Source organism: Streptomyces sp. CB00316 (genome assembly GCF_001905595.1).
In the GTDB taxonomy this organism is placed as follows: domain Bacteria; phylum Actinomycetota; class Actinomycetes; order Streptomycetales; family Streptomycetaceae; genus Streptomyces.
Genome location: NZ_LIXI01000002.1, coordinates 162,185 through 184,644, shown reverse-complemented (window position 1 = coordinate 184,644; position 22,460 = coordinate 162,185). Strand labels below are relative to the sequence as shown.

Sequence of the window (22,460 nt, the reverse complement as noted above, 5' to 3'; positions counted from 1 at the left end):
TTATGAGCGTTCTGTAGGAGCGGGGGCCTCTCGGAGCGTTCGCGTACCAGACCGTGACATCCGGGTGCGGGTGGGCTCGCGGCCCCGGGTGCGCAGGGCGGCACGGCGAACGGGCACACCCACATGAGGCGCTTACGTTCTCATTCGCCGGACAGGCGGACAGGCCTTGGCCTAAGCTGCTCTCAACTGTCACAGCAGTCCGGTTCCGTATCAACCCCCCTGCAGCCCCATGCACCTCTTCTGGTCATTCTTCTCCCGGCCGACGCACAGATGAATCGCACACTGCGACGCTCCCGAAATCGCCCCGTGTGTCACTGAACGTCCGTTGCCATTCGGGCGTGCTGTCCCGTTTTCGCGGAGTTGGTCGCGCATGTCTTCCCCTCACTCCCCTGGGTGATCTGCCGCATACGCATAGTCCGTTCGGACCATTCAAGATTGGGCCCGAAGGGGGTGTTGTGCTGTCCCCACCTTCCGTAACGTCCTCAACTGGCAGCGGTGAATATGCCGCTACCGCCGTGGGGGAGCCTCGATTCGGGAGAGGACGGCGCCGGCATGGGCTGGGTAACCGACTGGAGTGCGCAGGCAGCCTGCCGCACTACCGATCCGGATGAACTGTTCGTACAAGGGGCAGCGCAGAACAGGGCCAAGGCGGTGTGCACCGGATGCCCGGTGCGGACCGAGTGCCTGGCCGACGCGCTGGACAATCGCGTCGAGTTCGGCGTGTGGGGCGGAATGACGGAGCGGGAGCGCCGCGCACTGCTGCGCCGCCGGCCCACCGTCACGTCCTGGCGTCGTTTGCTGGAGACCGCACGCAGTGAGTACGAGCGGTCCACCGGCATTCTGCCCGCGGTGATCGGGCTGGAGGACGACGAACTGCACGAGACGTACGCCGCTGTGGGGTAGCGCGCTCGGGCCGCTCGGGCAGGGCGCTACGGGATGTCTAGGCCGCTCCGGCCGGAGTCGGGGCGGAACCGGAGGCCAGGCGGTCGCCGATGGCCCGCAGTCCGTCCAGGTCGTGCACATCGCCGGGCAGTGCGGCCACCGCGGTCACCAGGACCTCGGGATGCAGCTCGGTGAAGCGGTCGCGTGTGTGCTGTTCGCGCGCGACGACCTGCATGCGCTCGGCGTGCAGACGCAGCAGACCTGCCGTCAGTTCGTCGATGTCCACCTGGACTGCGGCGGTGCCGTCCGTCGTGCCCTTCGCATGCGGCTCGTGCCGGTCCTTGTGGGCGTGGTCGTGTTCTTCGGTGTTCTCGGGCTCGGGCTCGGGGTCGGGGTCGGGTTCGTGGTCGGGGGAGAGCGGCGTCGTGCTGGCTTCGGGGGCGGTGACCGCAGGGTCGGGGGCCTCCCGGTCACCAAGGCCAGCCTTCCCGGCCGTCTGATCCACAATGCGGGCGTCGTCAAGATTTTCTGCGGCGGCCAGCGCCTGCTCGGCGGAGAGCCGGGAGGCCTCGCTGCCGTGCGCCCGGTTGAGGACGAGACCGGCCAGCGGCATGTTCTCCGCCGCCAGCCGCTCCACGAAGTAGGCGGCCTCGCGCAGCGCGTCCCGCTCCGGGGTCGCGACCACGAGGAAGGCCGTACCGGGGGCCTGGAGCAGCTTGTACGTGGCGTCCGCACGGCTGCGGAAGCCGCCGAACATGGTGTCCATCGCGGCGACGAACGTCTGCACGTCCCGCAGGAACCCACCGCCGAGCAGCTTGCCCAGCGTCCCGGTCATCATCGACATACCGACATTGAGGAACTTCATCCCGGCCCGGCCGCCCACCTTCGCGGGCGCCATCAGCAGCCGGATGAACTTCCCGTCCAGGAACGAGCCGAGCCGCTTCGGCGCGTCCAGGAAGTCCAGCGCGGAGCGCGAGGGAGGGGTGTCGACGATGATCAGGTCCCACTCGTCGCGCGCCCGCAGCTGCCCGAGCTTCTCCATCGCCATGTACTCCTGCGTACCGGCGAATCCGGCCGACAGGGACTGGTAGAAGGGGTTCTCCAGGATCGCGCGGGCTCTTTCCGCGTCCGCGTGCGCCTCCACGGTCTCGTCGAAGGTCCGCTTCATGTCGAGCATCATGGCGTGCAGTTCGCCTTCGCCCGCGATCCCCTCGACCCGGCGCGGGACGTTGTCCAGCTGGTCGATGCCCATGGACTGCGCGAGCCGGCGGGCCGGGTCGATGGTGAGGACCACGGCTTTCCGGCCGCGCTCGGCCGCCCGTACGCCGAGGGCGGCGGCCGTCGTGGTCTTGCCGACGCCGCCGGAGCCGCAGCAGACGATGATCCGGATGCCCGGGTCGTCGAGCAGCGCGTCGGTGTCCAGCCCGGAGGCCGCCCCGAGGGCCGGCTCAGTGATGTGGTCCGCGGCCCGCGTCATGCGTCCGCCCCTTCCCCAACGCCCTGTTTACGGAGCTCCGTGGCCAGGTCGTGCAGCGCGGCGGGATCCACCCCGTCGCCGACCAGCGGCAGCTCGGCCGTCGGCAGGCCGAGCCCGGCGAGTACGGCGCGCTGCTCGCGCTCCAGGCCGACGCGCTGGGCGTGTTCGGAGGCCTGCTCGATCAGGGGCCGTACGAGGGCGGCGGAGCCGGCCACCCCGGCGCGGGTCAGCGCCTTGGCGATCTCCTTGCGGCGGCCGGTCGCGCCGGTGCGCAGGGTCTCCTCGTCGACCAGGTGCGGGCGCACCATGTTCACGATGACGCGGCCCACGGGCAGGTCGGCGGCGCGCAGTTCGGCGATGCCGTCCGCGGTCTCCTGGACCGGCATCTCCTCCAGCAGGGTCACCAGGTGGACCGCGGTCTGCGGGGACTTCAGGACCCGCATCACGGCCTGGGCCTGGTTGTGTATCGGGCCGATCCTGGCCAGCCCGGCGACCTCGTCGTTGACGTTCAGGAAGCGAGTGATGCGGCCGGTCGGCGGGGCGTCCATGATCACGTAGTCGTAGACGAACCGGCCCTGCCTGTCCTTGCGGCGTACGGCTTCGCAGGCCTTGCCTGTCAGCAGGACGTCCCGGACCCCGGGCGCGATGGTGGTGGCGAAGTCGATCGCGCCGAGCTTCTTGAGCGCCCGGCCCGCGCCGCCGAGCTTGTAGAACATCTGGAGGTAGTCGAGGAGCGCCTGCTCGGCGTCGATCGCCAGCGCGTGCACCTCGCCGCCACCCGGCGCGACGGCGATCTTCCGCTCCTCATAGGGAAGCGTGTCGGAATCGAAGAGCTGGGCGATGCCCTGTCTGCCCTCGACCTCGACCAGGAGGGTGCGCCTGCCCTCGGTCGCGAGGGCGAGCGCGAGGGCGGCGGCGACCGTGGTCTTACCGGTACCGCCCTTGCCGCTGACGACCTGGAACCTGCTCACGTATTCGAGCCTAACCAGTCCGGCCCCGGGCTACGCACGGGACCATGGGTGCCAGGCGTTACAGTCAGGCCCATGACCAAGTGGGAATACGCGACCGTGCCCCTTCTCGTGCACGCGACCAAGCAGATTCTGGACACCTGGGGCGAGGACGGCTGGGAGCTGGTCCAGGTCGTTCCCGGCCCGAACAACCCCGAGCAGCTCGTGGCCTACCTGAAGCGGGAGAAGGGCTAGTGGCGGGCGCCGTCGAGGCTCAGCTCGCCGAGCTCGGCCTGACCCTGCCCGCCGTCGTGCCGCCGCTGGCCTCGTACCAGCCGGCCGTGCAGTCCGGGGTGTACGTGTACACCTCCGGCCAGCTCCCGATGGTGGACGGCAAGCTCGCCGTCACCGGCAAGGTCGGCGCCGAGGTCACGCCGGACGAGGCGAAGGAGCTCGCGAGGACCTGCGCGCTCAACGCCCTGGCCGCCGTGAAGTCGGTCGCCGGTGACCTGGACCGGATCAAGCGCGTCGTGAAGGTCGTGGGCTTCGTCGCCTCGGCCTCCGACTTCACCGGGCAGCCCGCCGTGATCAACGGTGCGAGCGAGCTGCTGGGCGCGGTCCTGGGCGACAAGGGTGTGCACGCACGCAGCGCCGTGGGCGTCGCCGTGCTGCCGCTGGACGCCCCGGTCGAGGTCGAGGTCCAGGTCGAGCTCGTCGAGGCCTGAGCCGTAAGCCGTACCCGCCCTTTTCGATCTTCCTCCCGATCCCGCCCGGTCCCCGCGACCGGGCGGGATCGGGTGTATGACGGGCGGGACCGGGCGTGTACGTGGCGTGTGGGGGCCCTGTGATGAACACGGAGCCTCTCGAACAACGGCGCGGTTCCGGATAGCCTCCGGCCATGTCCCAAGGTCAGTGGTACCCCCCGGAATGGCCCGACCGGATCCGGGCGCTCGCCGCCGGTGAGCTGACGGCCGTGGCACCCCGGCGGGCGGCCACCGTGATGCTGCTCCGCGATCCGGGGCCTCAGGGCGCGACGCCCGGCCCCGTGGTGCACATGCTGCGCCGGCGGACCTCCATGGCGTTCGCCGGAGGCGCGTACGCCTATCCGGGTGGAGGCGTCGATCCGCGCGACGACGACCGGCTGATCGGGTGGGCCGGGCCCTCGCTGGAGCACTGGGCCGCCCGGCTCGGCGTGGCGACGGTCACCGAGGCGCAGGCCATCGTCTGTGCGGCGGTCCGCGAGACCTTCGAGGAGGCGGGCGTCCTGCTCGCCGGGGAGACCGCCGGGACGGTGGTCGGCGATACGACCGGGGCCGACTGGGAAGCCGAGCGTGAGGCGCTGGTCGCCCGCGATCTGTCCTTCGCGGAGTTCCTGGACCGGCGCGGGCTGCTGCTCCGCTCGGACCTGCTGGGCGCCTGGGCCCGCTGGATCACCCCGGAGTTCGAACCGAGGCGGTACGACACCTGGTTCTTCGTCGCCGCGCTCCCCGAAGGGCAGCGCACCCGGGCCGTCTCCACGGAGGCGGACCGCACGGTGTGGATCGCCCCGGCCGATGCGGCCCGCCGCTACGATCTGGGCGAGCTGCTGATGATGCCGCCCACCGTCTCGACGCTGCGGGCCCTGACGCCGTTCAGGACGGCCGCCGAGGCGCTCGGGGCGGCGGACGTCCAGGACATGACTCCCGTACTCGCGCAGGCCCGCCTGGAGGGGGATGAGCTGGTGCTGAGCTGGCCGGGGCACGACGAGTTCACCAAGCACGTGCCCACGGCGGGCGCGAGCGGTGGAGCGGGATGAGCGACGCAGCCGCCCTCCCGGGACAGCCGCGCGGAGTGGTGGCTTCCGGGCCCGCGACCGCCCGTACGGTCAACGTCCTCGCGCCGAACCCGTCCGCGATGACGCTCGACGGCACGAACACCTGGATCGTCGCCGAGCCCGGCTCCGATCTCGCCGTCGTCATCGACCCGGGGCCGCTCGACGACGTACACCTGAGGACCGTGATCGACGCGGTGGAGCGGTCCGGTCGTCGCGTGGCCCTTACTTTGCTCACGCACGGCCACCCCGATCACGCGGAGGGCGCGGGGCGGTTCGCCGAGCTGACACGGACGAAGGTACGGGCCCTGGATCCGGCCCTGCGGCTGGGGGACGAGGGTCTCGGGGCGGGCGATGTGATCACCACCGGCGGCCTGGAGCTGAGGGTGGTCCCGACGCCGGGCCACACCGCCGACTCGCTCTCGTTCCATCTGCCCGCCGACCGGGCGGTGCTGACGGGCGACACGATCCTGGGCCGCGGTACGACGGTGGTCGCGCACCCGGACGGGCGGCTCGGCGACTACCTGGACTCGCTGCGGCTGCTGCGCTCGCTGACGGTCGACGACGGCGTGCACACGGTGCTGCCGGGCCACGGGCCGGTGCTGGAGGACGCCCAGGGGGCCGTGGAGTTCTACCTGGCCCACCGCGCGCACCGACTGGCCCAGGTCGAGACGGCGGTGGAGGCGGGACACCGTACGCCGTCGGAGGTGGTGGCCCGGGTGTACGCCGATGTGGAACGCTCCCTGTGGCCGGCTGCCGAGCTGTCGGTACGGGCCCAGCTGGAGTACCTCGCGGGGCACGGGCTCATCTGAAGCCGCCCGCGTGAACGTACAGGGAGCCGCGTGAACGGAAAGGCCCCGCGCCGACCGGACGTACTCCGGTCGGCGCGGGGCCCTTCGCGTCAGTCACATCACCGGGTCAGCGCGAACGCTTCGCGAGGCGCTCCACGTCCAGCAGGATGACCGCGCGGGCCTCCAGGCGCAGCCAGCCGCGGCCCGCGAAGTCCGCGAGGGCCTTGTTGACCGTCTCGCGAGAGGCGCCGACCAGCTGGGCCAGCTCCTCCTGGGTGAGGTCGTGCACGACGTGGATGCCCTCCTCCGACTGGACGCCGAAGCGGCGCGACAGGTCCAGGAGGGCGCGGGCGACACGGCCCGGCACGTCGGAGAAGACCAGGTCGGACATCTGGTCGTTGGTCTTGCGCAGGCGCCGGGCGACCGCGCGCAGCAGCGCGGTGGCGACCTCGGGCCGGGCGTTGAGCCAGGGCTGCAGGTCGCCGTGGCCGAGGCCGAGGAGCTTGACCTCGGTCAGCGCGGAGGCGGTCGCCGTACGCGGGCCGGGGTCGAAGAGCGAGAGCTCACCGATCAGCTCGCCGGGACCGAGCACGGCCAGCATGTTCTCGCGCCCGTCGGGCGAGGTGCGGTGGAGCTTCACCTTGCCCTCGGTGACCACGTACAGGCGGTCACCCTGGTCGCCCTCGTGGAAAAGCGCGTCGCCGCGCGCGAGGGTCACCTCACTCATCGAGGCGCGGAGCTCCGCGGCCTGCTCATCATCGAGCGCCGCGAAAAGCGGGGCGCGCCGCAGAACGTCGTCCACGAGTTCTCTCCTTGTCGGCCTGTTCAGGGAACCGTGGTCCCCATCATGCCGGACGGTAAAACAGTGCGATCAATCACAAACCAGTTTGACGCACGGGCGTGCCGGTCCCTACGGCAGGGGGCCGATCGGGGGTGGATCCGCGGTGACCGGGGCGGTTGTCAGTGGCTGGCTCTAGGCTGGCCGGGTGTCCAGAATGCCGGGGAGTACACGGGCCGAGGGGGCTGATGGGGTGTCGGGAAGGCGTGATTCCGCTGTGGGCGAACACTCCCCGGTTCGCCCGGAGAGTGCCGCAAATGGCTCCCTGGGAGGGCCGGGGACGCCGGCCTCGAAGTCGGCCAGGAGGTTCTCAGTGACATCGTCAGAGCCCGGAACGACACCGCCGAAGGCCTCGAAGGTCCCGAAGGCCTCGAAGGCGACCGCGGCATCCACAGCGTCCGGAGCGTCCAGGGCGTCGAAGAGCCTCAAGGCGCCCGAGATCCCGAAGGGCGAATCGCGCCTCGCGCTGGTCCGCCGCGCCCGCCGCATCAACCGGGAGCTCGCCGAGGTCTATCCGTACGCCCACCCCGAGCTGGACTTCCGCAACCCCTTCGAGCTGCTCGTCGCCACGGTCCTCTCCGCCCAGACCACCGACCTGAGGGTCAACCAGACCACCCCCGCGCTCTTCGCCGCCTATCCGACGCCCGAGGACATGGCGGCGGCCGTCCCGGAGGAGATGGAGGAGCTGATCCGGCCGACCGGCTTCTTCCGGGCCAAGACCAAGTCGCTCCTCGGCCTCTCCGCCGCCCTGAGGGACGACTTCGGCGGCGAGGTCCCCGGCCGTCTGGAGGACCTGGTCAAGCTCCCCGGCGTCGGCCGCAAGACCGCCAACGTGGTGCTGGGCAACGCCTTCGGGGTCCCCGGCATCACCGTGGACACGCACTTCGGCCGCCTGGTCCGGCGCTGGAAGTGGACGGACGAGGAGGACCCGGTGAAGGTCGAGGCGGTGATCGCCGACATCTTCCCGAAGAGCGAGTGGACGATGCTCTCCCACCGGGTGATCTTCCACGGCCGCCGCATCTGCCACGCCCGGAAACCGGCCTGTGGCGCCTGCCCCATCGCCCCCCTGTGTCCTTCGTACGGTGAGGGGGAGACCGACCCCGAGAAGGCCAGGAAGCTCCTGAAGTACGAGATGGGCGGTCATCCGGGCCAGCGGCTCAGCCCGCCCCCCGACTTCCCGGGCAAGCCCGCTCCCGCGCTCGGAGCCGTATGAGTAAGTGCCGCATCGAGCACCCTCCCGACGAACCACGACGAACCACGGAATGGCTCGGAACGAAATGGCCGACGACAGGCGTTGTGAGACCAGGGGAACGAGGGGGGTGCCGATGACGCACACGCACGCACACATGCACACGGAGGCAGACGCGGACGCGGATACCCGCGCGGCGCTCGACCGCACGGCGGTCGACGTGACCACCGCGGGCCTGCCCGCCTGGCTCGACCCCGTGGCCCGGGCCGCCCGCAGCGTCCGCCCGCACCAGCTCAGTCGATTCCTCCCGCCCGAGAGCGGGGCGGGCAGGCAGTCCGCCGTCCTGATCCTCTTCGGCGAAGGGGTGCGCGGCCCCGAGCTGCTGCTGATGGAGCGCGCCGGCACCCTGCGCTCGCACCCCGGCCAGCCGTCCTTCCCCGGCGGCTCCCTCGACCCCGACGACGGCGACCAGGCCACCACCGGGCCGCTGCGCGCCGCGTTGCGCGAGGCCGAGGAGGAGACCGGACTCGACCCCCGAGGCGTCCAGCTCTTCGGCGTGCTGCCCCGGCTGTACATCCCCGTCAGCAGCTTCGTCGTGACGCCCGTCCTCGGCTGGTGGCGTGCGCCCAGCCCGGTCGGAGTGGTCGATCCGGCCGAGACGGCCCGGGTCTTCACTGTTCCCGTGGCGGATCTCACGGACCCGGCCAACCGGGCCACGGCCGTCCATCCGAGCGGCCACAGCGGCCCGGCCTTCCTGGTCGAATCGGCCCTGGTCTGGGGATTCACGGCCGGAGTGATCGACCGGATCCTGCACTACGCGGGCTGGGAACGCCCGTGGGACCGGGCCAGACAGGTGCCGCTCGACTGGCGCGCATGACAGGCTGGCTGTCCTGCTGCGCTGTACCGGGCCCGGCCCGGACCCCGTCACCCCCGACGGGCCAGGTGACGAAACTGCGAGGCTATCGACGGTGAACGTGCTGGACATCCTGCTGCTGCTCGCCGCCGTATGGTTCGCGGTCATCGGCTACCGACAGGGTTTCGTCGTCGGCATCCTGTCGGTGATCGGCTTCCTCGGGGGCGGTCTCGTCGCCGTCTATCTGCTGCCGATCATCTGGGACCGGGTGACCGAGGGGGCGGAGGTCTCCACCGCGACCGCCATCGGCGCGGTCGTCATCGTCATCGTCTGCGCCTCGGTCGGCCAGGCCTTCACCACCCACCTGGGCAACAAGCTCCGCAGACACATCACCTGGTCGCCCGCCCGCGCGCTGGACGCCACCGGTGGGGCCCTGGTCAATGTGGTGGCCATGCTGCTGGTCGCCTGGCTGATCGCCCTGCCGCTGGCCCGCACCTCGCTGCCGACCCTCGGCAAGGAGGTCCGTAACTCCTCGGTCCTCCTCGGGATCTCCCGGGTGATGCCCCAACAGGCGCCGCCCTGGTTCCGGGACTTCTCCTCCGTTCTCGCGCAGAACGGCTTCCCTCAGGTCTTCAGCCCCTTCGCCAACGAGCCGATCACCGAGGTCAAGCCCCCGGACCCGGCCCTGGTGGGCAGCCCGGTGGCCGCCCGCGCCAAGAAGTCGATCGTCAAGGTCGTGGGTACGGCCCCGAGCTGCGGCAAGGTCCTCGAAGGCACGGGTTTCGTCTTCTCCGACCGCCGTGTGATGACCAACGCCCACGTCGTCGGCGGCGTCAGCGAGCCGACCGTCCAGATCGGCGGCGAGGGCCGTCTCTACGACGCCAAGGTGGTCCTCTACGACTGGCAGCGCGACATCGCGGTCCTGGACGTCCCCGACCTCCAGGCCACACCGCTGGAGTTCACCGGCACGAACGACGACGCGCAGAGCGGCGACAGCGCGATCGTCGCCGGCTTCCCGGAGAACGGCGCCTACGACGTACGCTCCGCCCGGGTCCGCGCCCGTATCGACGCCAACGGCCCCGACATCTACCAGCGGGGCACCGTCCTGCGCGACGTCTACTCCCTCTACGCGACCGTGCGCCAGGGCAACTCGGGCGGCCCGCTGCTCACTCCGGACGGAAAGGTGTACGGAGTGGTGTTCGCCAAGTCGCTCGATGACCCGGACACCGGATACGCGCTGACGGCCGACGAGATCCGCGAGGACATCGAGATCGGCCGCACGGCCAACCAGCAGGTCGACAGCCAGGGCTGCGCCCTCTGAGGCGGGTGAAGCCCTGAGGCGGTCAGGAGCTGAAGGACCCCCGCCGGTCAGCACCACGCGGATCGGCGGGGGCGGGGTTGTCAGGAGATACCGGAGAGATCAGCTACGGGGGTGGCGCAGCCGCGCCGAGACCCAGCGGGCCCGACGGCGGAGGATGCGCGAGATCCCGAGGCGGTGATTCCCGAGTCGGTGATGATGAAGGTCCTGCACATCGTGCACCCGGCCCAGGGGGCCGCCCCCCTCATGAGTGCTCGCACCTGCTGTCGCGGTGGAGCGGCGGTTGCGTGCTTCGTCAGTGAAGTCGTGCGTCCAGCCCATACCCCGACGTCTGCCCGTGACCCAAGGTCGGTAATCGTGCGCGCGTCAGCCAATCGGCTTATGCGGCAGGCAAGTGGCTGTTCGTCGCACGGCTGTGCCCCTGGGGGCTGCGCGGCTACCGGTCGGGCTCAGGATCCTTGAGCCAGTTGATGAGTTCGGTGGAGAAGGCGATCGGATCCTCCTCATGGGGGAAGTGACCGACACCGTCGAAAAGTCGCCACCGGTAGGGCGCCTCGACGTACTCGCCGGACCCCGCCGAACTCCGGGTCCGGACCGCCGGATCGAGTGATCCGTGCAGGTGCAGGGTGGGCACGCGCACGGGCCGCTTCATCCGCCGGTTGAACTGGACCCCGTCCGGACGCGCCATCGAACGGACCATCCAGCGGTACGGCTCGATCGAGCAGTGCGCTGTCGAGGGGATGCTCATCGCCCGCCGGTAGACGGCCAGGGTCTCCTCGTCGGGGAACTCCGGCGTGCGGGGCCCGGCCCAGTCCTGGACCAGTCGGCCCACCAGGGCGGCGCCGTCCGCGAGAAGCTGACGCTCCGGCAGCCAGGGGCGCTGGAAGCCCCAGATGTACGAGCCCGCCCGCGACTGCGCGAAGTCGGACAGCATCGAGGAGCGCCAGCGGCGCGGGTGCGGCATGGACGAGACGGCGAGCCGGCGCACCAGCTTGGGCCGCATCACGGCGGCCGTCCAGGCGAGGTAGCCGCCCAGATCGTGGCCGACCAGGGCCGCGTCCGGTTCACCGAGGGAGCGGATCACCCCGGTGACGTCGAGGGCCAGGTTGGCGGGGTCGTAACCGCGCGGCGTCCGGTCGCTGCCGCCCACCCCGCGCAGGTCCATCGCGACGGCCCGGAAGCCCGCCTCCGCGAGCGCGGGCAGTTGGTGGCGCCAGGTCCACCAGAACTGCGGGAACCCGTGCAGCAGGAGGACCAGCGGCCCCTCGCCCATCTCGGCGATGTGGAACCGTGCCCCGTTGGCCGCCACGTCGCGGTGGGTCCAGGGGCCGTCGAGCCGTACGGGGCCTCCGGCGCCGGCCGGGCTCGCCGAGCCCGCCGGGCCGGATGTGCTGGAATCGGGAACCGTCATGTGGACGAGCGTGCCACAGCGGCGGGCTTGTCCTTACCGGGAAGGCTCTCGACGCCCGAACCCGCCGCGAGGCTGGAGCCGGAGCGCTTGAGGATCGCGTCGGCCTCGATGGCCGGGCGGGGGTGCGGCTTCGCCTTCTGCAGGACGGCGGCGGTCTGCTTGGCGGAGGCGATGGACTTCTCCGGCGGCTTGACCTTCTTGAACTTCAGCCAGCCGACCAGCCCGAGCAGTGCCGCCAGAAGGACGAACCCGCCGGCCACGATCAGGAACGACCAGGCCAGGCCGAGACCCAGGTTGTGGATGCCGTAAGCGGCCGCGAAGCTCAGCATCGGCATCGTGAACAGGAGCAGCACGCCCGCCACGATGAACGCGACGCTGCCGATCACCCCGCGCTTGACGTCCTGGCGCACCTCCGCCTTCGCCAGGGCGATCTCGTCGTGCACCAGCGCGGACATCTCGGCCGTCGCCGACGCGACCAACTGCCCGATGCTGCGGTCCGCGCTGCCCACGTAGTTGCCGGGGTCGCTCATCCCTGACTCCCTCTCCGTCTTCGACACATCCGATGTCAGATCATGCCGGACTGTCCGGCTTGTTGCGCGCTGCGCCCGCCTCTTCGGCTTGGCGGCGGTGTTTGGCCGCCTTCTCCTCGTATATCGCGGCCATCCGCAGGTGGTACCCCGGATCGTCCTGTTCATAGACATCGGGGACCCCGGACCCGTCCTCGTCCAGCTCCTCGGCGTCGAAGAGGGCGCGGTACCGGCGTACGCGCATCCTGAGCAGCACGCAGGCGAGCAGGGCCGCGACCAGCGAACCGATCAGGACAGCAGCCTTGATCTCGTTGGTCATTTCCGCATCGTCCGAGAAGGCGAGTTCGCCGATGAGGAGGGAGACGGTGAAACCGATGCCCGCCAGAGAGGCGAGTGCGAGGACGTCCGCCCAGGCCAGGTCCTTGTTCAGCTCCGCCTTGGTGAAGCGGGCTGCGAGATACGTACCGCCGAAGATGCCGAAGGTCTTGCCGAGGACCAGCCCGAGGACGACACCGAGGGTCTCCGGCCGGGTGAATACGCCCGCCAGAGCTTCTCCGCTCATGGTCACCCCGGCCGCGAACAGGGCGAAGAGCGGGACGGCGATCCCGGCCGACACCGGGCGGACGAGGTGTTCGATGTGCTCTCCGGGGGAGTGGGATTCGCCCTCGCGGCGGCTGCAGCGCAGCATCAGACCCATGGTGACACCGGCGATGGTGGCGTGGACGCCGCTGTTGTACATCAGACCCCAGATCGTCAGGGCCAGGGGGACGTACACGTACCAGCCCCGGACCTCGAAGCGGAGCAGCAGATAGAAGGCGGCCAGGCCGACGACAGCCCCTCCGAGAGCCAGGAAGTTCAGGTCCGACGTGAAGAAGACCGCGATGATCAGGATGGCGAACAAGTCGTCGACGACGGCCAGGGTGAGCAGGAAGGCCCGCAGCGCGGACGGCAGCGAGGCACCGATCACCGCGAGGACGGCGAGCGCGAAGGCGATGTCCGTGGCGGTCGGCACGGCCCAGCCGGCAAGGGAGCCTCCACCGACGACCACGGTGAGTGTGTAGACGAGGGCGGGCACCGCCATGCCGCACAGGGCCGCCACCACCGGCAGGGCGGCGGCCTTGGGGTCACGGAGCTCGCCGGCGACCAGTTCTCGCTTGAGCTCGACGCCCGCGACGAAGAAGAACACGGCGAGCAGTCCGTCAGCCGCCCAGTGCGCCACAGAAAGGTCCAGGCCGAGAAAGCCCGGACCGAAGTGGAAGTCGCTCACGGAGTCGTACGAGCCGCCGAAGGCGTTCGCCCAGATGAGTGCCGCGACTGCCGCGACCAGGAGAAGCACACCGCCCACGGTCTCGGTGCGCAGTGCTTCGGCGACGTAACTCCGCTCCGGAAGCGGGAGCCGTCCCAGGAGGGTGCGGTTGGGCGGGGAAGGAGTGGGGGTGGGCGGGGCCACGAGGGAGTCCTCCGGATCTGTACGGCGAAAATGGCATGAGTGATGACACGTGCCGACCAGACTTCCCGGCGCCCCTGTGGAGATCTGTATGAAGTTATGACTGGAAGTGCTCACTCTACCTGGGGTGCTTCAACCCTTACCCGTTGATCATCCCGGTAGACGCCGATGGGCACCCGGCATGTCGCCGGGTGCCCATCGGCACCGTCACAGAGGGTGTTCTCAGTCCTCGGAGGACGAGGACGGCAGCTGGGTGGTGATCAGGTCCATCACCGAGGAGTCGGTGAGCGTGGTGACGTCGCCCAGCTCACGGTTCTCGGCGACGTCGCGCAGCAGGCGGCGCATGATCTTGCCGGAGCGGGTCTTGGGCAGCTCGGCTACCGGCAGGACGCGCTTGGGCTTGGCGATCGGGCCGAGCGTCGTGCCGACATGGTCGCGCAGCTCCGCGACCAGCTCGTCGGAGGTGGTCGCGGTGCCGCGCAGGATCACGAAGGCGACGATGGCCTGGCCGGTCGTCTCGTCGTTCGCCCCGACCACGGCCGCCTCGGCGACCGACGGGTGGGAGACGAGGGCCGACTCGACCTCGGTGGTCGAGATGTTGTGCCCGGAGACGAGCATCACGTCGTCGACCCGGCCGAGCAGCCAGACGTCGCCGTCCTCGTCCTTCTTGGCGCCGTCGCCCGCGAAGTACTTGCCCTCGAAGCGCGACCAGTAGGTGTCGAGGAACCGCTGGTCGTCGCCCCAGATGGTGCGGAGCATGGAGGGCCACGGCTCGGTGAGGACGAGGTAGCCGCCCCCGCCGTTCGGCACCTCGTTCGCCTCGTCGTCCACGACGGTGGCGGCGATGCCCGGCAGGGCGCGCTGGGCGCTGCCCGGCTTGGTCTCGGTGACGCCCGGCAGCGGCGAGATCATCATGGCACCGGTCTCGGTCTGCCACCAGGTGTCCACGATGGGGCACTTGTCGGCGCCGATGTTCTTGCGGTACCACATCCACGCCTCGGGGTTGATCGGTTCACCGACCGAACCGAGGACGCGGAGGCTGCTCAGGTCGAACTTGGCGGGGATGTCGTCACCCCACTTCATGAACGTACGGATCGCGGTCGGCGCGGTGTAGAGGATCGTGACGCCGTACTTCTGCACGATCTCCCAGAAGCGGCCCTGGTGCGGGGTGTCCGGGGTGCCCTCGTACATGACCTGGGTCGCGCCGTTGGCCAGCGGCCCGTAGACGATGTACGAGTGGCCGGTGACCCAGCCGACGTCGGCGGTGCACCAGTAGACGTCGGTCTCGGGCTTGAGGTCGAAGACCGCGTGGTGGGTGTAGGCCGCCTGGGTGAGGTAGCCGCCGGAGGTGTGCAGGATGCCCTTCGGCTTACCCGTGGTGCCCGAGGTGTAGAGGATGAAGAGCGGCTGCTCCGCCTCGAAGGCCTCGGGGGTGTGCTCGGCGGACTGCCGGGCGGTGATCTCGTGCCACCAGACGTCGCGGCCCTCGGTCCAGGCGGTGTCCTGACCGGTGCGGCGGACCACGAGGACGTGCTCGACGCTGTCGATACGGGAGACGGCGCCGTCGACGGCGGGCTTGAGCGCGGTGGGTTTGCCGCGGCGGTAGCCGCCGTCGGCGGTGATGACGACCTTGGCGTCGGCGTCCTGGATGCGGGTGGCGATGGCGTCGGCGGAGAAGCCGCCGAAGACCACCGAGTGCGTGGCGCCGATACGGGCGCAGGCCAGCATCGCGACGGCGGCCTCGGGGATCATCGGCAGGTAGACGGCGACCCGGTCACCCTTGCTGACGCCCAGCTCGGTCAGCGCGTTGGCGGCCCGGGAGACCTCTTCCTTCAGCTCCGCGTAGGTGATGGCGCGGCTGTCGCCGGGCTCGCCCTCGAAGTGGATGGCGACCCGGTCGCCGTTGCCCGCCTCGACGTGGCGGTCCACGCAGTTGTACGCGACGTTCAGCTTGCCGTCCGCGAACCACTTCGCGAAGGGCGGGTTGCTCCAGTCGAGGGTCTCGGTCGGCTCGGTGGCCCACGTCAGGCGGCGGGCCTGCTCGGCCCAGAAGCCCAGCCGGTCCGCCTCGGCCTGCTCGTACGCCTCTGCGGTGACGTTGGCGTTGGCGGCCAGCTCGGCAGGCGGAGCGAACTTCCGCTCTTCCCGAAGCAGGTTGGCCAGGCTCTCGTTGCTCACGACTTCTCCCAGTCCCAGGGTGTCCGTTGTGTCCCGGGGCATAGCTCATCAGGCGCGGGGCCGGGTGACAAGTGTCTGCCGGGAATTGGTTTAGACCTGTGTCTTCGTGTATGGAAGCATGATCCCGCTCCGCTGGTCAGGGCGGCTTCACGACGCGTGTTCACGACGTGTGGCGCAAAGTCGCTCTGTCGGTTCTGGCGCTCCGTGTTGCTCTTCCCGCCGTACGACTGCTCTTCCCGCCGCACGGCGCGGAGCGGGGTCATGAGGTCTCACGGACCCGGGGGCTGTCCGGTTCAGACGGCGGTGCCGCCCCGGTTCACACGGCGGTGCGCTCCCGTTCTCCCGTGCCGACCCGGTCGAAGACCTCGTCGGGGCCCGTACCGGAGCTGGACTCCTCGGTCAGCAGGTACGCCTGCGCCTCGCCGACGTGGAAGTACATACCGTGCAACGGGAGTGTCCCCTCGGCGAGCCGTCGGGCCACCGCCTCGTGCGCCCGCAGGTGCTCCAACTGCTGGACCACGTTGGTGAGACAGAGCTGCTCGACCTCGTCGACGGGCAGCCGGCCGGAGATCCGGGCCCAGGAGTGGCGGCGCGACGCCATCCGCTCCAGGCTCGGCAGCCCGTGGCGCAGCCAGCGCCACAGGGGTGTCCGCGGCTTCCCCGGACCGGTCTCCGGCTCGCCCTTGAGCGGCGCCTGCATGGCGCCGCAGCCGGAGTGTCCGCAGACAGTGATGGACTCGACCCGCAGCACGTCCACCGCGTATTCGATCGCCGCGCCCACCGAGTCGTCGCCGCTCCCGGCCGGCACGGTGCCGGCGGGCCCGGTGCCGGGCGGGGGCACGAGGTTGCCGACGTTGCGAACGGTGAAGAGGTCGCCCGGTCCGCTGGAGGTGATCATGCTGGTGACCAGGCGGGAGTCGGCGCAGGTGATGAAGAGCTGCGAGGGGCGCTGACCCTCGGAGGCGAGCCGGGCCAGCTCGCCGCGGACCAGAGGCGCGGTGTTCCGCTGGAACGAACTCAGGTCGCTCAGCAGCCGATGGGCGCCGCCCCTCCTGCCGGCCCCTGGGGTGGGGGAGGTGCCGGAATCGCTGCTGGTGTCGGTGGCGGGTCCGGCGTCGTCTGCGGGTCGGTCGTGGCAGTGGTGGTTGCGCCACGGGGTCAAGGGGCGGCAACAGGAGTGGGCCACGGCGGCGGGCTCGGCGATGCGGCTGCCGGACCGGCCGGTGAAGGTGATCCGGCCGCCCTGGGCGAGCTGGGCGTTGCGCCAGGCCTGGATCGCCTCGTAGGCGGCGTGGTCCATGAAGAAGCCGTCCAGCTCGACGGTCGCGTCGACGCCCGGCGGCAGCTGCCCGAGGGTCCGGGTGAGCCGCGGCACTGCCAGGAACGTCAACTGGCCGTGGACGGTCACCGCGTGGCGCCCGTCTGCTCGGTCACGGTGATCTTCGTACGGCCCAGCCGGTGTAGCGAGACCATCACCGCCGCGGCCACCCCGAGCGCGACACCCGCCAGGGCGCCGAAGCCGGCGACACCGGCGACCGTGGCCGCGCAGACGGGGAACTCGCGGTGCTTATGGACGTTACGGATGTGCGCGAAGCTCACCATCGGGACCCCGACCACCATCACCAGGGCGGCGAGCGCGGCCAGTGGGATCCACTCGAAATGGAGGCGGACACATCCGCGCCCCCGATCCGCAGGCGGCGGCCACCGGCCGGTGGCGGGGCGTGGGGTCTCTTCGTACCCAGGGCGCGGCGGCGGCGCGGACGGCGGCGCGGGGGGTCATGACGAGTGGGGGCGCAGGCAGACATGTTCCCGTCTCCTGCGGAGTCAGCGCGGTCGCGAGGGCATGGGGGACGCGGCCGTTAGCCACGGAGTGCAGGGGCGGAATTTCTCAACGCTCAGTAAAAGAATGGTAATGGAGAGTAAAGCTTGGCATCTCGCATTCAGGGCATTTAGACCAACTAGTCACTCATTCAAGTGAATAGGCAGCTTTTCATTCGGTATGTCGCTCTCTGCCTCGCGGGGTCCCGTGCGAGTTTGGCCGCGCCGCGTCGGCACTCAACGCAAATGACCTGCAAGGAAGAGGGTGGGCGGATGATGGCCGCCACGAAGAGGATCGCCTCGGGCGTCATGACCGCGGCGCTGGTCGCCGTACTCGCGGGCTGTTCCGGTGCGGGCTCCGGAGGTTCCGAGCCCGGCGGGACGGGTGCCGGCGCGGAGAAGGGGGCCCACGGCGCGAAGGAGAACGCTCCGCAGGCCGCCCCGAAGAGCGCCGTCAAGCTCATCGGCGACGGTTCCACCGCCTTCACCGGGGCCCAGCCGAAGCTGTCGGCCGCCCAGCGCCTGGCGCCGGGTCAGAAGCCCCCGCAGTTCGTGGTGTTCTCCTGGGACGGTGCCGGAGAGGACAGCCAGAAGCTCTTCTCGCACTTCCGTGGCGTCGCCAAGAAATACAACGCCACCATGACGTACTTCCTCAGCGGTGTGTATCTCCTGCCTGAGGAGAAACGATCCCTCTACGCTCCGCCGCAGCACTCGGCGGGCCGTTCCGACATCGGCTTCAACGACACCGAGGGCATTCGCAATACCCTCGCCGAGATGCGCGCCGCCTGGAAGGACGGCAATGAGATCGGCACCCACTTCAACGGCCACTTCTGCGGCCCGGACGGCGGTGTGGGCACCTGGTCGGTCGAGGAGTGGAAGAGCGAGATCAGTCAGGCGAAAGCTTTCGTCAAGAACTGGAAGACCAACGCTCCGGAGCTGAAGGGCGAGGCCCCGCTCCCCTTCGACTACGACCAGGAACTGATCGGCGCCCGCACCCCCTGCCTCGAAGGGCAGAAGAACATGGTCGCCGCGGCCCGCGACATGGGCTTCCGCTACGACTCCAGCGGCGTCGGCAACCAGGTCTGGCCCAAGAAGAAGAACGGCGTCTGGGACATCCCGCTCCAGCTCGTCCCGATGCCCGGCCGCGCCTTCGAGACGCTCTCGATGGACTACAACTTCATGGTCAACCAGTCCGGTACGACGACCCAGGGCGACCCCTCCCAGCACGAGTACTGGGGCAACCAGATGCGCGACGGCCTGCTCCAGGCCTTCGACCGCTCGTACAACGGCAACCGGGCGCCGCTGATCATCGGCAACCACTTCGAGTCCTGGAACGGCGGCACCTACATGCGCGCCATCGAGGAGACCATCGCGAAGGTGTGCACCAAGGAAGAGGTCCGCTGCGTCTCCTTCCGGCAGCTGGCGGACTGGCTGGACGCGCAGGACCCGCAGGCGCTGGCCAAGCTCGCCACGCTCGGCGTCGGTGAGGCGCCCAAGGAAGGGTGGAAGACCTACCTCGGCGCCCAGGCCGCCGCCGCCCCGAAGGCCGAGAAGGGCAAGGCGGCGGGCCCGGAGGCCGGAGAGCCGGCGGCCGGGGACGCCGGCTAGCACCCCTTCCCGTCACCCCGGTCGAACGTGGCCGGAGTGATGGGGGCGGCGCGGCTCGATCGTGGCGCCGTGGGTGGCCGGGTGCGGGCTCGGCGGGTCAGGCGGGCGCCGGGACGCCCGCTCCGGCCCGCCGCTCACCGAGCACGAAGGAGGGGTCGACCTGGGCGGCCAGATCGGCGCCCGTCTTCTCGTTGCCCCAGCTCTCCGCGTTCTTCAGGTGGAAGTGCACCATCTGCCGGGTGTAGCGCTCCCAGTCGCGCAGCCCGTACGAGTCCTCGGCGGCGTCCTGGAGGGCCTGCAGGGCCATCCGGTTGTCCGCCTCCAGGAGCTCGAACCGGGACGGCCGCCCCTTCTCCATGGACCGTACCCAGTCGGACTGACCCACCCCGATCAACAGGTCGTCGCCGACCTCCGCGCGCAGGAAGTCCAGGTCGTCCGGCCCCTGCACCTTGTTGCCGACGACTTTCAGCGCGACGCCGAAGTTCCGTGCGTACTCCTTGTACTGGCGGTACACCGACACCCCCTTGCGAGTCGGCTCCGCGACCAGGAACGTCATGTCGAAGCGTGTGAACATCCCCGAGGCGAACGAGTCCGACCCCGCCGTCATGTCCACCACGACGTACTCGTCCGGGCCGTCGACCAGGTGGTTGAGGCAGAGCTCGACGGCCCCGACCTTGGAGTGGTAGCAGGCCACCCCGAGGTCGGACTCCGTGAACGGGCCGGTGGCCATCAGCCGGATGTCCCCGTCGTCGAGCCGGACCGTACGCGCACAGGCGTCGAAGACCGGGTTGTCCTCGCAGACCCGCAGCAGCCGTGAGCCCTCGCCGGGCGGAGTCGTCTTGATCATCGTTTCGGCGGAGGCGATCCGGGGATTGGTGCCGCGCAGGTAGTCCTTGATGAGGGGCAGGTGCGCACCCATGGCGGGCAGCACGGCCGCCTCCGCCTCGTCGAGGCCGAGGGCGGCGCCCAGATGCTGGTTGATGTCGGCGTCGACGGCGATGACGTGGGCTTCGTTGGCGGCGAGGTGGCGGATGAAGAGCGAGGACAGCGTGGTCTTACCGCTGCCGCCCTTCCCGACGAAAGCGATCTTCATGTTCACCTAGGGTAGCGGGTCGATCGCACTGCGCTGTCGATGTTCGTGAAGATGGCCACTTGAGGGTGGTCCGGGTGTAGGGGGCGCGTAGCCTCGCTACTTATGAGTACGACTGCCTCAGACCCGCTCGCCACGCTCGGTTCCCTGCCCGGAGTGCCCGATGCCGTGGACTCCGTACGCAAGGCCGTGGACCGGGTCTACGGTCACCGCGTCATGCGCCGCCGCAGCAACGAGGTCACGGCCGAGGCCGCGCTGCGGGGTTCCCGGGGTTCGGCGGCGCTCGCCGGTGCCGACTGGAACCTGGAGGAGGTGCGCCGGCGCACCGACTTCAGCGGTGAGGGCGAGGCGCGCACGGTCGGAGCCGCGCTGAGGCTCACCGCGGAGGCCGGGCAACTGCTCTCCATCTGGCGGCAGTCGCCGCTGCGGGTGCTGGCCCGGCTGCACCTGGTGGCGGCCGGCGGGGCAGCGCCCGACGACGCGGTCGGCCGCCCGCGGCTGGCCGGGGAGTCCGTCGACGAGCCGCTGATCGAGGCGCCGCTCCCCGGCGCCGACGAGGTGGCCGGACGGCTCGAAGGGCTGTCGCAGTTGATCATCGCGGGCACCGCGGCCCCGGCCCTGGTGACGGCCGCGGTGGTCCATGGCGAACTGCTGGCGCTGCGCCCCTTCGGCTCGCACAACGGTCTGGTGGCGCGGACCGCCGAGCGCATCGTGCTGATCGGCAGCGGACTGGACCCGAAGTCCATCTGCCCGGCCGAGGTGGGTCATGCGGAACAGGGGCGCGCGGCGTACGTCGCGGCGTTCGAGGGCTATACGACGGGTACCCCCGAAGGCCTGGCCGCGTGGATCGCGCACTGCGGGCGCTCGGTGGAGCTGGGCGTCCGCGAGTCGACGGCGGTCTGCGAGGCCCTCCAGCGCGGCGCGGCGTAGGCGTACGCACCGGGGCGGCGGGGGTCCGGGAACGGTCCGGCTTCGAAGGAACGACCCCGAAAAGGGTTGCGGCGGTACCGGAAGCGGTACCGCCGCTGGCACGTCCGCCCAGTTACCAAGCGTCCTCGTAAATTGCCCATCAGGTCGGGTACTTTGCCCGTCACCTGGTGCGGCTGGCCCGTAATCGACGGGTCGACGTCGCGTGGGTACTCGGCTTTCGTGCTCGGTCCGTGGGGCCGTCACTGCGTTACAGGTCATCCTCACGGATGTCCTTGGTCTCGCGGGCCGTTGAGTCCTTTGTACTCCAGGACCGGGGGAAGGGAAAGCCCTGGCCGTACTTCTTTACTTTTACGTTCAATCAAGGGCGAACCGGGCGGTGATGCCCGCGGGCCGGGTGCTCCGTCCCCCGGTCGCGGGCGCTCGGTTTCGTCTATCGCGGGCCGCTCGGCCTCTCCGGTCGCGGAGCGCCTCAGCCGGGCAGTGTCGCCCCGGGCGTACGTCGACGGCTGACGTACCAGACGAGCCCCGCGGTGACGGCTGCGGCACCGACCGCGGCGGCGGCCACGAGTGCCGGACGAGGCGGCATGGAGAAGTCGGGAAGCCGTTGCTTCAGTCGGACCGGGCGATTGAAGACGAGAATCGGCCACTCGCGAAGGGTCGCTTCGCGGCGCAGCGCGCGATCGGGGTTGACGGCGTGCGGGTGGCCGACCGCTTCCAGCATCGGCACATCGGTCGCCGAGTCGCTGTAGGCGTAGCAGCGCGAAAGGTCGTACCCCTCCGAGGCGGCGAGCGCCCTCACCGCCTCTGCCTTGGTCGGCCCGTAGGCGTAGTACTCGATCTCTCCCGTGAAGCAGCCGTCGTCGCCCACGACCATGCGCGTGGCGACGACACGGTCGGCGCCCAGCAGTTCGCCGATCGGTTCGACGACCTCCGCGCCGGAGGTCGAGACGATGACCACGTCGCGGCCGGCCGTGTGGTGTTCCTCGATGAGGGTGGCTGCCTCGTCGTAGATGATCGGGTCGATCAGGTCGTGCAGGGTCTCGGCGACGATCTCCTTGACCTGCTGGACGTTCCATCCTTTGCAGAGGGCGGAGAGGTAGGCGCGCATCTTCTCCATCTGCTCGTGATCGGCGCCCCCGGCCAGGAACACGAACTGTGTGTACGCGGTGCGCAGTACGGCACGGCGGTTGATCAGTCCGCCTTGGTAGAAGGACTTGCTGAAGGTCAGCGTCGAAGACTTCGCAATGACCGTCTTGTCCAGGTCAAAGAAGGCTGCTGTGCGCGGCGAGAAGCAGTTTTCCACAACGCTGAGCATAGGGGGCCGCCATTCGGCGTAAAATCCGGCG

General features: G+C 70.2%; 20 protein-coding genes and 1 pseudogene. 10 read left to right on the top strand and 11 right to left on the bottom strand.

Features of this window, described 5'->3' with window-relative positions; genetic code table 11:
* Nucleotides 1-552 precede the first annotated feature (552 nt).
* On the top strand, nucleotides 553-903 hold the full coding sequence (locus AMK21_RS04965) for a WhiB family transcriptional regulator (RefSeq protein WP_015609457.1): 351 nt from the start codon (nucleotides 553-555) through the stop codon (nucleotides 901-903).
* Between the two features lie 37 nt (nucleotides 904-940).
* Here AMK21_RS04965 and AMK21_RS04960 read toward each other — a convergent pair whose 3' ends face one another.
* The gene (locus AMK21_RS04960) at nucleotides 941-2,359 is read right to left on the bottom strand and encodes an ArsA family ATPase (protein WP_073874585.1); all 1,419 of its coding nucleotides are present in this window, start codon (nucleotides 2,357-2,359) and stop codon (nucleotides 941-943) included.
* Complete coding sequence (locus tag AMK21_RS04955; RefSeq protein ID WP_073874583.1) at nucleotides 2,356-3,330, bottom strand: ArsA family ATPase; 975 nt, start codon at nucleotides 3,328-3,330, stop codon at nucleotides 2,356-2,358. The genes AMK21_RS04960 and AMK21_RS04955 overlap by 4 nt, the downstream gene beginning before the upstream one ends.
* Nucleotides 3,331-3,402: 72 nt before the next feature.
* On the opposite strand from AMK21_RS04955, the gene AMK21_RS34105 reads away from it, so the two are divergent.
* From AMK21_RS34105 to AMK21_RS04940, 4 genes are all read left to right on the top strand, one after another.
* Nucleotides 3,403-3,561: a DUF4177 domain-containing protein gene (locus AMK21_RS34105; RefSeq protein WP_019888269.1), complete on the top strand. Its 159-nt coding sequence runs from the start codon at nucleotides 3,403-3,405 to the stop codon at nucleotides 3,559-3,561.
* Nucleotides 3,561-4,031, top strand: coding sequence for a RidA family protein (locus AMK21_RS04950; protein ID WP_073874577.1), 471 nt, complete (start codon nucleotides 3,561-3,563; stop codon nucleotides 4,029-4,031). The genes AMK21_RS34105 and AMK21_RS04950 overlap by 1 nt, the downstream gene beginning before the upstream one ends.
* 173 nt (nucleotides 4,032-4,204) lie before the next feature.
* Nucleotides 4,205-5,101, top strand: coding sequence for an NUDIX hydrolase (locus AMK21_RS04945; RefSeq protein ID WP_073874575.1), 897 nt, complete (start codon nucleotides 4,205-4,207; stop codon nucleotides 5,099-5,101).
* Nucleotides 5,098-5,928: an MBL fold metallo-hydrolase gene (locus AMK21_RS04940; RefSeq protein ID WP_073874573.1), complete on the top strand. Its 831-nt coding sequence runs from the start codon at nucleotides 5,098-5,100 to the stop codon at nucleotides 5,926-5,928. The genes AMK21_RS04945 and AMK21_RS04940 overlap by 4 nt, the downstream gene beginning before the upstream one ends.
* A gap of 106 nt (nucleotides 5,929-6,034) precedes the next feature.
* Here AMK21_RS04940 and AMK21_RS04935 read toward each other — a convergent pair whose 3' ends face one another.
* Nucleotides 6,035-6,709 (bottom strand): Crp/Fnr family transcriptional regulator, encoded by a 675-nt coding sequence (locus AMK21_RS04935; RefSeq protein ID WP_003967450.1) that lies wholly within the window; start codon nucleotides 6,707-6,709, stop codon nucleotides 6,035-6,037.
* Between the two features lie 349 nt (nucleotides 6,710-7,058).
* Between AMK21_RS04935 and nth the strand changes: the two genes are divergently transcribed.
* The 3 genes from nth (at nucleotide 7,059) to AMK21_RS04920 (ending at nucleotide 10,108) form a co-directional block, all read left to right on the top strand.
* Entirely contained in the window at nucleotides 7,059-7,958 is a 900-nt protein-coding gene (gene nth, locus AMK21_RS04930; protein WP_234421830.1) for an endonuclease III, read from the top strand.
* A 133-nt stretch (nucleotides 7,959-8,091) separates the two neighbouring features.
* Nucleotides 8,092-8,811 (top strand): NUDIX hydrolase, encoded by a 720-nt coding sequence (locus AMK21_RS04925; protein WP_234421829.1) that lies wholly within the window; start codon nucleotides 8,092-8,094, stop codon nucleotides 8,809-8,811.
* A gap of 91 nt (nucleotides 8,812-8,902) precedes the next feature.
* Complete coding sequence (locus tag AMK21_RS04920) at nucleotides 8,903-10,108, top strand: MarP family serine protease (RefSeq protein ID WP_073874569.1); 1,206 nt, start codon at nucleotides 8,903-8,905, stop codon at nucleotides 10,106-10,108.
* Between the two features lie 99 nt (nucleotides 10,109-10,207).
* Here AMK21_RS04920 and AMK21_RS35750 read toward each other — a convergent pair whose 3' ends face one another.
* The 6 genes and pseudogenes from AMK21_RS35750 to AMK21_RS04890 all read right to left on the bottom strand — a co-directional run.
* Complete coding sequence (locus AMK21_RS35750; protein WP_073874567.1) at nucleotides 10,208-10,426, bottom strand: hypothetical protein; 219 nt, start codon at nucleotides 10,424-10,426, stop codon at nucleotides 10,208-10,210.
* Nucleotides 10,427-10,541: 115 nt separating this feature from the next.
* On the bottom strand, nucleotides 10,542-11,516 hold the full coding sequence (locus tag AMK21_RS04910; RefSeq protein ID WP_073874564.1) for an alpha/beta fold hydrolase: 975 nt from the start codon (nucleotides 11,514-11,516) through the stop codon (nucleotides 10,542-10,544).
* Nucleotides 11,513-12,046, bottom strand: a complete 534-nt coding sequence (locus AMK21_RS04905) for a phage holin family protein (RefSeq protein WP_073874563.1) — start codon at nucleotides 12,044-12,046, stop codon at nucleotides 11,513-11,515. The genes AMK21_RS04910 and AMK21_RS04905 overlap by 4 nt, the downstream gene beginning before the upstream one ends.
* A gap of 40 nt (nucleotides 12,047-12,086) precedes the next feature.
* Nucleotides 12,087-13,493: a Na+/H+ antiporter NhaA gene (nhaA, locus tag AMK21_RS04900; protein ID WP_073874560.1), complete on the bottom strand. Its 1,407-nt coding sequence runs from the start codon at nucleotides 13,491-13,493 to the stop codon at nucleotides 12,087-12,089.
* Between the two features lie 219 nt (nucleotides 13,494-13,712).
* Nucleotides 13,713-15,710, bottom strand: coding sequence for an acetate--CoA ligase (gene acs, locus AMK21_RS04895; protein WP_073874558.1), 1,998 nt, complete (start codon nucleotides 15,708-15,710; stop codon nucleotides 13,713-13,715).
* A gap of 274 nt (nucleotides 15,711-15,984) precedes the next feature.
* Nucleotides 15,985-17,324, bottom strand: a pseudogene (locus tag AMK21_RS04890) (carbonic anhydrase); the annotation flags it as partial.
* A gap of 435 nt (nucleotides 17,325-17,759) precedes the next feature.
* Between AMK21_RS04890 and AMK21_RS04885 the strand changes: the two are divergent.
* Nucleotides 17,760-19,094 (top strand): hypothetical protein, encoded by a 1,335-nt coding sequence (locus AMK21_RS04885; RefSeq protein WP_073874556.1) that lies wholly within the window; start codon nucleotides 17,760-17,762, stop codon nucleotides 19,092-19,094.
* A gap of 97 nt (nucleotides 19,095-19,191) precedes the next feature.
* Here the strand turns inward: AMK21_RS04885 and AMK21_RS04880 are convergent, their stop codons facing one another.
* The gene (locus tag AMK21_RS04880; protein ID WP_073874554.1) at nucleotides 19,192-20,187 is read right to left on the bottom strand and encodes an ATP-binding protein; all 996 of its coding nucleotides are present in this window, start codon (nucleotides 20,185-20,187) and stop codon (nucleotides 19,192-19,194) included.
* 102 nt (nucleotides 20,188-20,289) lie between these two features.
* Between AMK21_RS04880 and AMK21_RS04875 the strand changes: the two genes are divergently transcribed.
* Nucleotides 20,290-21,114, top strand: coding sequence for an oxidoreductase (locus tag AMK21_RS04875; protein ID WP_073874552.1), 825 nt, complete (start codon nucleotides 20,290-20,292; stop codon nucleotides 21,112-21,114).
* A 469-nt stretch (nucleotides 21,115-21,583) separates the two neighbouring features.
* Here the strand turns inward: AMK21_RS04875 and AMK21_RS04870 are convergent, their stop codons facing one another.
* Entirely contained in the window at nucleotides 21,584-22,429 is an 846-nt protein-coding gene (locus tag AMK21_RS04870) for an HAD family hydrolase (RefSeq protein WP_073874550.1), read from the bottom strand.
* Nucleotides 22,430-22,460: the final 31 nt, after the last annotated feature.